Genomic DNA, 12,909 nt, shown 5'->3' on the forward strand with positions numbered 1-12,909 from the left:
GCAGAGCAACGGCATTCGAGGAAGTTCATGACCGACGCATTTAAGAGCAACGATGATAGCCGTTCAGGCATCCAGGTAATCGCACGCGCGGCGGCCATCCTGCGAAGCCTGAAAAATGAAAGCGACGGCTTAAGTCTCGGTCAGATCGCAGAACGCGTCGGTCTGCCGCGCTCGACCGTACAGCGTATCGTTGGCGCTCTCCAAGCCGAGCAATTTGTCATTGCGGCAAGCCCCGAGCGAGGTATTCGCCTGGGGCCCGAAATTGGTGCTCTTGCTGAATCGGCTCGCATCGACGTCCTCGAAATGCTGCGGCCCTACCTGGTCGACCTTGCTCGCCGAACCAAGGAGACGGTCGACCTGGCTGTGTTCAGATCAAAGCGACTTGTTTTCGTCGACCAGATTCCAGGGACACACCGACTGCGAACCGTTTCCTTCGTAGGAGAGAGCTTCCCGCTTTGCGATTCGGCGAACGGCAAGGCCTGCTTGGCCAAACTCAGTGACAAGCAGATCCTTGCCAGGTTGGCCGAGGAGCAGCCCTCAGTTGCAGAAGACCCTGTATTACTCCAAGCCTATCAGGCTGAGGTCGAGGTGATAAGGGAGACGGGGATTGCCTTCGACCGAGACCAACACACTGTCGGCATCTCCGCCGTTGGCGCCGCATTCTACGACCTGCAAGGTGACCTCTACGCGATCTCTGTACCCACACCGAGTTCGCGTTTCCAATCCCATGAAAAACAACTCACCGATGAACTGAGCCGAACGCTCGCGCAGATAGTCGCGCTGGAGATTTTCCGGGCAAGCTAACCGGATCTCCAGAGGAGGAAATTGATGAAAGACACATTGCCTTTATGGACGCCTTCGGACGAGTTTCGGCGGTCAACACCGATGTTTGCCTTCATGCAGGAAGCGAATGGTCGGTTTTTGCAGAAGATGGAAGGCTTTTCCGACTTGCATGCCTGGTCCATCGAGAACCGGGCGGACTTCTGGACTGCTGTCTGGGACTTCTGTGGCATCAAGGGCGATCGCGGCCAGCGAGCGTTGATTAATGCGGATAAAATGCTTGAAGCGTCGTTCTTTCCGGATGCATCCGTGAATTTTGCTGAGAATCTCCTCACTACGACCGGCAACGGTGACGCCATCGTTTTCCGGGGTGAGGATAAGGTCTCCTGCCGCTGGTCCTGGGATCAGCTGCACGCTATGGTCTCGAAACTACAGCAGGCCTTCAAGGCGCTTGGTGTGGGGCAGGGTGACCGCATCGCTGCAATGATGCCGAACCTTCCCGAGACTGTTGCCTGCATGCTCGCAGCATCGTCGATGGGGGCGATCTGGTCTTCATGCTCGCCGGACTTCGGGGAACAGGGCGTACTTGATCGCTTCGGTCAGATAGAGCCCAAGCTCTTCATCGCTTGCAGTGGTTACTGGTACAATGGCAAGCTCCAGAACATCTCGGCCAAGGTTGGCGCAATTTCCGCACGGCTGAAAGCTCCGACGATAATTGTACCATATGCTTGTGGTGTCACTTCTGTCCTGGAGGCGACGCCGGGCGCACTTTTGCTAGAGGACATAACCCAGTCGTACGAGGCAAAGGCGGTAGAGTTCACACGGTTGTCTTTCTCGCATCCACTCTTCATTCTCTTCTCTTCCGGCACGACTGGCGTTCCGAAATGCATTGTCCATTCGGCTGGCGGCTCGCTGCTGCAGCTCATAAAGGAGCACAGACTGCATTGCGGGATCGTTCCTGGCGATAAGGTCTTCTATTTCACCACCTGCGGCTGGATGATGTGGAACTGGCTGGTTGTCGGCCTGGCGGCGGGGGCCACCCTCTGCCTCTACGACGGGTCACCTTTTGCGCCCGATGGAAATGTCCTGTTCGACTACGCCCAGGCGGAACGCTTCGCGGTTTTCGGAACGTCGGCTAAGTACATCGACGCAGTCAGAAAGAGTGGGCTGACGCCAATTAGCTCGCATGACCTGTCGGACTTACGACTGATGACATCGACAGGGTCGCCTCTCTCGCCGGAGGGGTTCTCGTTCGTCTACGAGGGGATCAAGAACGATGTCCAACTGGCCTCGATTTCTGGCGGCACGGACATCGTTTCATGCTTCGTGCTTGGCAACCCACTGTCGCCTGTCTGGAGGGGCGAAATCCAGGGGCCGGGACTCGGCCTCGCAATGGATGTTTGGAACGACCAGGGCGATCCAGTTCGCGAGGAGAAGGGTGAGCTTGTCTGCACGAAGGCTTTTCCATCGATGCCGGTCATGTTCTGGAACGATCCGGACAAATCAAAGTACAGGGCGGCCTACTTTGAGCGATTCGACAACGTATGGTGTCACGGCGATTTTGCGGAGTGGACCGAGCACGACGGCCTGATTATTCACGGCCGCTCGGATGCAACCCTCAATCCCGGTGGGGTCCGGATCGGAACCGCTGAAATCTACAATCAGGTTGAGCAGCTTCCGGAAGTGGAAGAGGCTCTGTGCATTGGACAAGACTGGGACGACGATGTCCGCGTTGTTCTCTTCGTTCGGCTTGCTCCCGGCGTAGACCTCGACGAGAGCCTCTCAAAAGCGATCCGTGACAAGATTCGGATCGGTGCATCTCCTCGGCACGTTCCCGCGAAAATCGTCGCGGTCCCAGAGATACCACGAACAAAGTCAGGAAAGATCGTTGAACTCGCCGTGCGCGAGATTGTTCACGGACGGCCGGTCAAGAACATGGAAGCTCTCGCAAACCCTGAAGCGCTCGCTCATTTCGGAAACAGATCAGAGCTTCGGGCCTAACTCACATAAATCTTGGAGCATACGATGGCTCAACCATCAATCGTTATCGCAAGTGCCGCCCGAACAGCAGTCGGTTCATTCAATGGTGCTTTTGCGAATGTTCCAGCGCATGAGCTAGGCGGCGCAGTGGTCAAAGCTGTCCTGGAGCGCAGCAGCGTCGATGCCAGCGAAGTGAACGAAGTCATCCTTGGCCAGGTTCTGCAGGCGGGTGAGGGGCAGAACCCCGCACGCCAGGCTGCCATGAAGGCGGGTGTTCCACAGGAGGCGACCGCATGGGGAGTAAACCAGGTATGTGGCTCTGGTCTGCGGGCAATCGCCCTTGGGATGCAACAGATCGCCTTGGGTGATGCGAAGATCGTTGTCGCTGGTGGCCAGGAGTCCATGTCCTTGTCTCCGCACGTCGCGCACTTGCGAGCAGGTACCAAGATGGGCGACCTCAAGATGGTCGACATCATGATCAAGGACGGACTGACCGATGCGTTCTACGGCTACCATATGGGAATTACCGCTGAGAACGTCGCACGACAGTGGCAGCTCTCCCGTGAGATTCAGGATCAGTTCGCCGTCGCGTCACAAAATAAAGCCGAAGCTGCCCAGACAGCTGGTCGTTTCAAAGACGAGATCGTTCCTTTCGTTATTAACGGGCGGAAGGGCGAAATCACCGTTGAGGCTGACGAGTACATACGTCATGGCGCGACACTTGAGAGCGTCGCCAAACTGAAGCCTGCCTTCGACAAGGAGGGTTCGGTGACGGCGGCAAATGCGTCGGGGATCAACGACGGTGCAGCAGCGGTCCTGCTGATGACTGAGGAAGAGGCAGCTCGACGCGGTTTCACACCGCTAGCCCGTATCGTGTCTTGGGCAACGGCTGGCGTCGACCCACGCTTAATGGGTACGGGCCCGATACCGGCTTCCCGCAAGGCTTTGGAGAGGGCAGGTTGGTCGGTATCCGACCTTGATCTGGTGGAAGCGAACGAGGCTTTTGCGGCTCAAGCCTGTGCCGTCAACAGTGATCTCGGCTGGGATCCAGCCATCGTCAACGTCAACGGCGGCGCGATCGCGATCGGCCATCCGATTGGGGCATCCGGAGCACGGATCGCAAATACGCTTCTCTTCGAAATGAAGCGCCGCAAAGCTCGCAAGGGTCTCGCAACGCTTTGCATCGGCGGTGGAATGGGTGTGGCGATGTGCTTCGAAAACATAGGGTAAATTGGGGGTCGCGAAAATGAACCAGTTCTGGGAGCGACTTCGGGAATGGATTGCGGAATCAGGAGCGGTGCTCAGCGGTTTTGGAACGGACTATCTTCTGGACGAAAAAGAGCAGGGGCGGAATATGCCGGAAGCTTGGTCGCCCGAGGATGCCATCGTCAACTTGTTTCTGAGCTCGAAAGCCGGACGCCAAAAAGACGCCCGACCTAGCTCTGAATGATCTCCATCACTCAACCTTGGTGTGGCCGCTCCCAGAGGTTTAGCGATTCCCCGATGCCCTTACCGATGGCGTTCTGGTAGAGCTGGTAGCCCCAGCTTATATCGAACACGGCCATTCCGCATGCAATGAAGATGATGCGATCATCCGGTGTCTCGCGACCCGACTTTTGACCGTTGATCACGTCGCCCATGCCGATGGAATCCGGCAGCGCCGGCAGCTTGCCAGCGTCGATTAGGCGGTAGAACGGGCCGCCGATGACGCCACTGTAATAGGCGTCCTTGTCGCCGGAAGCGAGCGCATCCTCGACATAGGCCTCATGGAGGGCGGTGTGATCGTAGACGATTTTGCAGCCTGTGAGGAGGCTATTCGCGGCACTTGCAAGCAGATCAACCAGGGGGAGCAGGTGATGGCGCCACGTTCAATTTCGCCGATTGTAAAGATGCCGATCGAGGTTCAGGCGACCGACGCATTGCGAGACGCCATCGTCAATGGCGTCATCGCGCCTGGGGAGCGAATCACCGAACTGCAGCTGTCTGACGAGATGGGATTGTCCAGGGCCACTCTGCGTAGCGCATTGCACCAGCTTGCCAAGGAGGGCCTGATCACGCTCATACCCTATACGGGTTGGAGCGTTATCAGCATGACGTCGAACGATGTCTGGGAGCTGTATACGCTGCGTTCGGCGGTTGAACGTCTGGCAGCTCAATTGCTGGCAAAAAGCATCGATAATGTTGGTTCGGACATCTTGCGCGCCTCGCTGTCCAAGCTGGTTGAGGCCTGCGAGGCATCGCAGGGCCCTGCGATCGCCGCCGCCGATTTCGCGCTTCACAAGGCGATCATCGAACTGACGGGGCATGGTCGAATGATTGCTCAATACGGTCTCATCGAGCAGCAGATTCGTATGTCGATCCGCTCCAGCGACGCGTTGATCACCAATGGACATGAGATCATTGAACAGCACAAACCGATCGTCGACGCGATTATCGACGGCGACGCCGAACGCGCAGGAACTCTTTCCGAGCAGCACAATCTCACCGAAGGTCGGAAACTGTCCGACTACCTGAGAGCGAGAGAGGACGAGGCGGCGCCTCCCACGAGATCTCGGAAGAAGACGCCACGCGCCTCCTGAGCATCGCTTGTTTTCACTATCATCCAAGGAACGTCACGTGAACTTCGAGGATCCCATACTGCAACATGCGTCGCGCATTGTGGCGCATGACGAGACAAACGCTTTCGATGCGGTGGTCCCACCCATCGTACAGACCTCGCTTTTTACGTTTTCAACCTACGAGGAAATGGTTGCCACTTATCGCGGAGAAATCAGCCGCCCGGTCTATACGAGAGGGCTCAATCCAACGGTGCGTGCATTCGAAGAAATGCTGGCCAAACTTGAGGGCGGCGAGGATGCACTCGGTTTTGCCAGCGGCATGGCGGCGATCTCGTCGACCGTCCTTTCCTTCGTCAAGCCAGGTGACCGGATCGTTGCGGTTCGGCATATCTACCCGGATGCCTTTCGCCTTTTCGGCACCTTGCTTGCGCGCATGAATGTCGACGTCGTCTACGTTGACGGCTGCGACGAAGACGCGGTCCGCAAGGCTCTGCCGGGGGCTAAGTTGTTCTATATGGAAAGCCCGACCAGTTGGGTCATGGAGGCGCACGATATCGGCGCGCTTGCTGCACTTGCCCGCCAGTACGGGGTTATTTCCGTCATAGACAATAGCTGGGCGACCCCCATCTTCCAGAAACCACTATCGCTTGGCGTAGACCTCGTTCTTCATTCGGCATCGAAATACCTAGGTGGGCACAGCGATGTCGTTGCAGGGGTTCTTGCAGGCTCGAAGGACCTCGTAGGGCGAGTTCGCGCCGAGGCGTACCCCTATCTCGGGGGAAAGCTGTCGCCCTTCGATGCCTGGCTTCTCTTGCGGGGCATGCGCACCCTCCCGGTCCGCATGAAGGCGCATGAGGCGTCAGCCTTCGAGATCGCTAAACGGTTGCAAAACCATGTGCAGGTCGAGCAGGTCTGCCATCCGGCGATTTGTGACACGTTACCTGCGGGGCTGGCCGGAACATCCGGGCTGTTTTCCTTCATCTTCAAGGAAGGCGTCGATGTCAGCGCCTTCTGCAACGCCCTTCAATATTTCAAGCTCGGCGTCAGCTGGGGTGGACACGAAAGCCTTGTGGTCCCGGCGGAGGTCGTCTTGCAACAGAAGGCCCAGCCGAATTCGGCGCAGACCTTCGGCATCAGCCCGCGATCGGTTCGCCTGCATGTTGGGCTGGAAGGCACCGAGGCGCTATGGGGCGACCTTGAAAGCGCGATTCGAGCTGCGAAGAACTGAACCAAAGGCGATGCCGGGCCGCGACGGGCCGGGCAAGCGGCAGTAGAACAGAACCCGAGGCTTTGCGGCCGCAACCGATGGAAAACCTAAATGGCACATTCGCTGAATCCCACGGCACTGTCGGTCAACGCCGGTCCGAACCAGCCGAATCTCGAAACCGAAGAAATCTGGCAAGCGCGTGTCGACCTTGCAGCGTGTTTTCGCATGGCGGCGCGTTATGGCATGGAGGAGGGGATCTGCAACCACTTCTCCGCCATCGTGCCAGGCTACGACGACCTGTTCATCGTCAACCCCTACGGTTACGCCTTTAGTGAGTTGACAGCGTCCATGCTGTTGGTCTGCGACTTCCACGGCAACGTTGTGTCTGGCACTGGCATGCCGGAAGCCACTGCATTTTACATCCACGCACGGATTCACAAAAACGTCCCTCGTGCAAAGGCTGCTTTTCACACCCACATGCCCTACGCAACAGCGCTTTCGATGACCGAGGGCGATCCGTTGATTTTTGCAGGGCAGACAGCTTTAAAGTTCTACGGTCGAACAGTGGTCGACAGGGACTATAACGGCCTTGCACTAGATGAGCGCGAAGGCGATCGCATCGCGAAGGCGATAGGCGATGCAGACATTGTCTTCATGAAACATCATGGCGTCATGGTTTGCGCGCCCAATATCGCAGAAGCGTGGGATGATCTCTATTATCTCGAACGCGCATGTGAGGTGCAGACACTGGCACTTTCGACCGGCCGGAAGGTTGAGCCGGTCGCAGCGGATATTGCTGAGGCGGCCTATCTGCAGATACGAGAAGGCGATCCGGAGTCAGCCAGATTGCATCTCGATTCGATCAAGCGGACTCTGACCCGCGAGGAACCGCAATTCAAGGAATGACGTGGGGTGGTTCGTCTGCCCGTCAATGGTATGAGACCATCGAGGCGGCTGAAAGTGTCTCGGATGCACGCGCGACGGGAGTGATTGTGTCGGGCTCATCCATCTTCATCGAATTATATGATGGTCTCTATCAAAATAATGCTGATTTTTTATCTGACTATTCTCTGTATCTAGTGGGCATCGATCCAAAACCGTGGAGAAACCTTCGACTCCAGAGTACTGGCCTCATTGGAGAGGGAGAGTCTGCTATCACGGGCCTAGCTGGCGAGCCTCCGCTGGGATCAGATTGTCAAGGTTTCGAAACTCGGCGCCGCCGCCGCGACAGTCACCGTGTCCGCGCCGGCGTGAAAACAAGGCGTGAAGTTCCATAATTCAGCTTACCTATTTGGATCCTCGCAAATCGCTGATGTCGCTTCTTTAATTAGCGTTGATATTGAAATTTCAATCGCGGGATCACCGGTTCGACTCCCATCAAAGGAAGCAATGGGCAATGGTGGAGTCTCTCAGGTGCGTGCAAATTCTAGGAGCGGCGCAGTATCATGGTTGTCAGCTGCGCGAAGGGCCGCGACGTAGCGAGTGCGCAATTCACCAACGTCGGCGAGCGTACCACCGCCCCAACTGAAACGCTCGCCGCCAAGACGTTCGATCAGAAGGTCAGCTGCCAAGCGAGCGTGACGACCATTTCCGTTTGGAAAGGGGTGGATCGCAACCAGGCGATGGTGAAACCTGATGGCAATTTCATCCGGCGAAAATGTCTCATGCATAATCCAATATCGGACGTCGCTTAACAGGCTCGCGAGCTCCATTCCAATGCGGTAGGCTTGGACGCCGATGTTGCGCTCCGTCGTTCGGAAGGTGCCGGCCCATTCCCATACGTCGCCAAGCATCCGCTTGTGCAAGGTTCGCATGAAGTCTTCGCTGAGCATTCGCTCAATCGAAGCGCGTCGGCGCCCGCGCGCCCAGGCTGCGCCCGAGACGATGTTTTCCTGCTCGGCCTCGTTGAGATCGCGGCGGTGCGTTATCCAAGTCTGAAGCAGACCCTCTCGCTCTTGCGGTTCGAGGGGTGTTGCGTCCTCTGGCTCCTGAAACAGGTCGGTCATGTCTCCTTCCAAAGGTCACGCTCGGAGAGCCTGTCGCGAATGTATGCTTGGACCCGGGCCTCGAAGTCCACATCATCCGTGCCCTGAGCTTCGAGCCGCATCGTGTGCGAGACGCGGTGAAGCTCGCGCGTTGCGATCTTCCTTGCGCGCGCTTCGATAACAGCTTCGAGTGAGCTGTTGGGAACAAGTGCGTAGACGAGTGTGCAATCCAGCGCCTCAGCTGCGCGACGCAAGGTGTTAAGTTGGATCGTCCCTGCGGCTTCCGATTTCTCGATGGCTTCGACCGTTTGCGGCCGCACGCCAAGGCGCGTGCCAAGCTGGGCGCCCGTCATCCCGAGCGCATCGCGTAGCGCGCGCACCCATCCTTTCGGCGGCGCCTTGAATCGGTCAGTCGGGTGGAGTGCCCGAAGCCTTTCATCAAGGCGCAGGCGGCCCCTTCTTCGGCTATCGCTTTTCATTTCGTTCTCTCAGGCCATAGGCTGATAATTAGCTATTTCATATCAGGATACAGGCTGAACATCAACGTGATAAAATCAGGCTATAATATGATAGTATGAATGGTAAAATCAGAGTATAATCTGTGATCAAAGTAGAACAAGTCAGGCCTTGGTCGGTCTGGCGCCGCTTGCAAGCTCGACAAGGGATATCAGGTGATATCGGCTGCTCGCACCGTATGACCGCGTTGAAAGCGCTCGATAGGCTGCAAGCCGACGTTGACGCCGATCGGCTAAAGAGCAGTGAAACTTCGACCACTGCCAATTTCAATGCTCGACAGCGGAGTTCAGGCTTGTTGAAAGCGCATGTCCCAAGGCGTCGGGTTCGGAAAGATCTCCGCCAGAAAGCCGACAAACGCCTTGACGTTTGGATTGCCACGCCGGCTTTCAGGCCAATATGAATAGCCCCGAGTTTCGTAGACACCCTCGGGTTAGATTTTCTGCTGCTTCTCGAACTCGACGGGCGACAGCATCCCGTTCCTGACGTGTTTGCGTTTTGGATTGTAGAACATCTCGATGTAATCGAATACGTCCTGGCGGGCCTCATCGCGTGAACGGTAAACCTTGCGGCGTATCCTTTCGCGCTTCAGAAGATTGAAGAAGCTCTCGGCCACGGCGTTATCATGGCAGTTGCCACGTCGGCTCATCGAATGAACCAGATTGTGGTGCTTGAGGAACGAAGCCCAATCCATGCTGGTGAACTGCGAGCCCTGGTCCGAATGGATCAGCACCTTGTCCTTCGGCTTGTGCCGCCACACGGCCATGAGCAGAGCCTGCAGCACGACATCCGTGGTTTGGCGACCCTGCAATGCCCAGCCGATGACCCGGCGAGAATAGAGATCGATGACGACAGCAAGGTAAGAGAAGCCCTCGCAGGTCCGGATATAAGTGATGTCCGTGACCCACACCTTGTCCGGAGCCGCCACGTCAAACTGCCGGTCGAGCGTGTTGCCGATAGCGACAGAAGGCCTGCCGCCATAGATGCCGGGGCGGCGCTTGTAGCCGATCTGCGCCTTGATCCCGGCAAGACGGGTCAGACGTGCAACCCGGTTCGGGCAGCACATCTCGCCCTGATCGAGAAGATCGTCGTGCAGCTTTCGATAGCCGTAGACCTTGCCGCTCTCTTCCCATGCTTTTTGGAGAAGATCAGTCTGCCGTTTGTCTTCGCTGGTTCGTCTGCTCAGCGGGTTCTTCAACCAGGCGTAAAATCCACTCGGATGAACCCGCAAAAGGCGGCACATCGTCCGCACCGAGAATTGTAAACGATGCAAGGCAATGAACGCATACTTCACTTTGCATCCCTGGCGAAATACGCGGCCGCTTTCCTAAGAAACACATTCCTTAGCACATACCATCGGCGTCAGCTCGTAGCCCATAGACCGGGCGCGACGCTGGAGGTTTGCGATGACGCGGCCACGATGCCGTTCATCGTATGCAGCAGCACCTGGATCGCGATAGACCATTCCAAATCGCAGCGCATTGTAGAAAAGGACAGCAATCTTACGTGCCGTCGCAGTCACTGCCTTCTGCTTACCGATGCGCCCTGCAAGCCGTCGGTAAAACGCACCGAGGGCAGTGTCACTTCGCCCAATGGTGGTTGCTGCCAATCGCAACAGTGCTGCCGCTCGACTGGATGAACGACGAGTTCTCGATGATAGCACTTTGCCTCCCGAGATCTTGTTGCCGGGTGCCAGGCAGAGCCACGATGTAAAGTGCTTGGCGGTCGGCCATGCCCGTAGATCCGTTCCACACTCTCCGATGAGCTTGAGCGCGAGTGAGGAGCCGAGGCCGTGAATCTGGGTCAAGTCTGTCCCCGTAAGGCCGTATAATGCGGCGCGGACATCAAAGGACGGCGCATTCGTCTGTTTGGTCTTGGTCCGGATCTTTGGCAGTGGTGCAAGCGTAGCCTCAAGCTCGGTAGTCATGGAAGCAATTGCAGCCTCAAGCTTGCGGTCGCACTCGAGCATCTTCACTTGGTAGAAGTCGTAAAGCTCCAGCGATTGGGAAAGAGCAAACACGTGCTCATCACGATTGTTGCCGATCAGAGACGCCCTGATTGTTTCGACAGTGGAGTGGCAGCGAACATCACGCAACGATGCCAAGACGTCGGGATCGCGCTGGCCGGACACAATTGCGCGGATGATCTTCATGCCGGTCACGCCGGTGATGTCGGAGACGACATGATGAAGCTGCAGGTTCATCTCCATCAAGGCCTTCTGCATGTGCTGGATATGAGCAGCCGCATATTCGACCAGTCGTTCTCGCTGACGCAGATAAGCACGCAGCGTTGCGACCTGTGCGTTTGGTCGAAAGCTCCCGCGCAACAGACCATAAGAGTGCAACTGGCGAAGCCATGCTGCATCGTTGACGTCGGTCTTCCGACCGGGGACGTTCTTTGCGTAACGCGCATTCACGAGGATTACCTCAAAGCCGTGCTGCTCCAGGATCTCGAATGCTGGTATCCAATAGACGCCCGTAGACTCCATCGCCACGCTCGTGACGCCACAGCAACGGAACCAGGCGGCGAGATCATGCAGGTCATGGGTGAAGGTGCCGAAAGCGCGGATTGGCGTGCCGTTACTCTCCGGATTTACGGCCGCCATATGCATGGTGGATCCAATGTCGATGGCAGCTGCGCCGGGGTTCATGCGGGTGAGGTTCTCGGATGCTGTTGTCTTGGGCATGGCTTCTCCTCCTTCGATTTGGGAGGGTTGGGCCGCGCAAGTTCGTCATTTTCCTAACCGGGATCGCCGCAGATGCCGCGTCACCACTCTCAAGTACGCAACAGCCCATGTGCCACGTTTTTTAACGGGATCGATCGCCTCCAATAAGCAGGCGGCAACTCCCCTCCGGCCGGTAGCGTAGCACACCTGTTTCTACCGCGCACAGGCGGACCGAAGCCCGTGACCGTTTTTTAGGATGTCTCGCTCCTCGGTAACGCGAGCCAGTTCATGCTTCAGCCGCTTGATCTCTTCGACCTCGCCGCTGCCCTTGGCGTTCGACGCGGCAAACTTCTTCTTCCACTCGTAAAGCGAATGCTGGCTGACCCCGAGCCGCTGCGAAACCTCCGCGACCGGATAGCCTCGCTCGGTGATCTGACGCACGGCGTCGCGTTTAAAATCTTCACTGAAATTCGACTTACTCATAATGCTCTTCTTGCCTCAATTTAGGAAAGAAGGTGTCTACAAATCTCGGGGCTATTCACGCGTCAGGCATTTTTGCGAAGAAAATGATCTACAACGGAATTAAATCTGGCGTGATCCATGTTCAGACTATTGGTATAGACCGCCACAGGCGTCGATATGGATTTCTGATTGGCCACCATCCTTTTGTATAGTGGATGTTGTTTGTGCGCGGATAAGTAGCCTTCCGGATCTTTTAGGATAATTTTGTACCCAGTCAGATGCGAGGACGTAAAATCCTCATAATGCTCCAAAGCAGCTATATCGTTCCATTTCACCAGCAATGAACCATTTAAGTCGATGCCCTCATGATTGACCGTCAAACCTTTTGCACCCAAGATGAGCCGATAGAGACCTCCAACGGAGAGCGCTAGAAGAAGCACAAGCCCAAATCCGAATATAGGATAAAATATATAGCCTTCCCTGAGCACGATCCGCAGGCTGCTTTGGTCCGGCCCTCTGTGGAGATAATAAAACGCAATTGCAGAGATCGTAATGAGAAATATTGTAGAGAGCAGTAATTTTACCTTATTTTGTTTCGCTACAAAGAACTCTTGATTCATAAAATCCCCCTATGTTGGACGTATCCTGGATCAACGAAACTTAAGAAGCCCTAACATTAGCCGGACGGGCTCGCCTTAAGGTGATCGTTTCCGCGGCAGAGCCCCTTTTTAGAAACTCGACCTCTGTCCGACAAGGGCG

12 protein-coding genes and 2 pseudogenes are annotated in these 12,909 nt (G+C 56.5%); 7 read left to right on the forward strand and 7 right to left on the reverse strand.

Features of this window, described 5'->3' with window-relative positions; translation table 11 throughout:
- Window positions 1-27 precede the first annotated feature (27 nt).
- Genes RRH01S_RS30130 through RRH01S_RS30145 form a run of 4 tightly spaced genes read left to right on the forward strand, consistent with a single transcriptional unit; the run spans window position 28 to window position 4,210 of the window.
- Entirely contained in the window at window positions 28-804 is a 777-nt protein-coding gene (locus tag RRH01S_RS30130) for an IclR family transcriptional regulator (RefSeq protein WP_042476709.1), read from the forward strand.
- Between the two features lie 24 nt (window positions 805-828).
- On the forward strand, window positions 829-2,781 hold the full coding sequence (locus RRH01S_RS30135; RefSeq protein WP_042476712.1) for an acetoacetate--CoA ligase: 1,953 nt from the start codon (window positions 829-831) through the stop codon (window positions 2,779-2,781).
- A 24-nt stretch (window positions 2,782-2,805) separates the two neighbouring features.
- Window positions 2,806-3,990: an acetyl-CoA C-acetyltransferase gene (locus RRH01S_RS30140; protein WP_042476715.1), complete on the forward strand. Its 1,185-nt coding sequence runs from the start codon at window positions 2,806-2,808 to the stop codon at window positions 3,988-3,990.
- 16 nt (window positions 3,991-4,006) lie between these two features.
- Window positions 4,007-4,210, forward strand: coding sequence for a hypothetical protein (locus RRH01S_RS30145; protein WP_131597911.1), 204 nt, complete (start codon window positions 4,007-4,009; stop codon window positions 4,208-4,210).
- A 10-nt stretch (window positions 4,211-4,220) separates the two neighbouring features.
- Here the strand turns inward: RRH01S_RS30145 and RRH01S_RS35290 are convergent, their stop codons facing one another.
- Complete coding sequence (locus RRH01S_RS35290; RefSeq protein WP_042476721.1) at window positions 4,221-4,400, reverse strand: hypothetical protein; 180 nt, start codon at window positions 4,398-4,400, stop codon at window positions 4,221-4,223.
- A gap of 138 nt (window positions 4,401-4,538) precedes the next feature.
- Here RRH01S_RS35290 and RRH01S_RS30155 point away from each other — a divergent pair, with 138 nt between their 5' ends.
- From RRH01S_RS30155 to RRH01S_RS30165, 3 genes are all read left to right on the forward strand, one after another.
- Window positions 4,539-5,339: a GntR family transcriptional regulator gene (locus RRH01S_RS30155; protein WP_234711785.1), complete on the forward strand. Its 801-nt coding sequence runs from the start codon at window positions 4,539-4,541 to the stop codon at window positions 5,337-5,339.
- A 37-nt stretch (window positions 5,340-5,376) separates the two neighbouring features.
- Window positions 5,377-6,546, forward strand: coding sequence for a PLP-dependent transferase (locus RRH01S_RS30160; RefSeq protein WP_042476723.1), 1,170 nt, complete (start codon window positions 5,377-5,379; stop codon window positions 6,544-6,546).
- Between the two features lie 90 nt (window positions 6,547-6,636).
- Complete coding sequence (locus RRH01S_RS30165) at window positions 6,637-7,431, forward strand: aldolase (RefSeq protein WP_042476727.1); 795 nt, start codon at window positions 6,637-6,639, stop codon at window positions 7,429-7,431.
- A 503-nt stretch (window positions 7,432-7,934) separates the two neighbouring features.
- On the opposite strand, the gene RRH01S_RS30170 is transcribed toward RRH01S_RS30165, so the two are convergent.
- The 6 genes and pseudogenes from RRH01S_RS30170 to RRH01S_RS30195 form a co-directional block, all read right to left on the reverse strand.
- Window positions 7,935-8,531, reverse strand: a complete 597-nt coding sequence (locus RRH01S_RS30170) for a mobile mystery protein B (RefSeq protein WP_012649615.1) — start codon at window positions 8,529-8,531, stop codon at window positions 7,935-7,937.
- Window positions 8,528-8,989 (reverse strand): mobile mystery protein A, encoded by a 462-nt coding sequence (locus RRH01S_RS30175; RefSeq protein ID WP_012649616.1) that lies wholly within the window; start codon window positions 8,987-8,989, stop codon window positions 8,528-8,530. Before RRH01S_RS30175 ends, RRH01S_RS30170 begins: the two co-directional genes overlap by 4 nt.
- Window positions 8,990-9,456: 467 nt before the next feature.
- Window positions 9,457-10,341, reverse strand: a pseudogene (locus tag RRH01S_RS30180) (IS3 family transposase); the annotation flags it as partial.
- Between the two features lie 9 nt (window positions 10,342-10,350).
- Window positions 10,351-11,709 (reverse strand): IS110 family RNA-guided transposase, encoded by a 1,359-nt coding sequence (locus RRH01S_RS30185; protein WP_015918134.1) that lies wholly within the window; start codon window positions 11,707-11,709, stop codon window positions 10,351-10,353.
- A gap of 201 nt (window positions 11,710-11,910) precedes the next feature.
- Window positions 11,911-12,171: pseudogene (locus RRH01S_RS34095) on the reverse strand (transposase); the annotation flags it as partial.
- Between the two features lie 62 nt (window positions 12,172-12,233).
- The gene (locus RRH01S_RS30195; protein ID WP_042476732.1) at window positions 12,234-12,770 is read right to left on the reverse strand and encodes an STM3941 family protein; all 537 of its coding nucleotides are present in this window, start codon (window positions 12,768-12,770) and stop codon (window positions 12,234-12,236) included.
- Window positions 12,771-12,909 lie beyond the last annotated feature (139 nt).

Source organism: Rhizobium rhizogenes NBRC 13257 (assembly GCF_000696095.1).
GTDB lineage: Bacteria > Pseudomonadota > Alphaproteobacteria > Rhizobiales > Rhizobiaceae > Rhizobium > Rhizobium rhizogenes.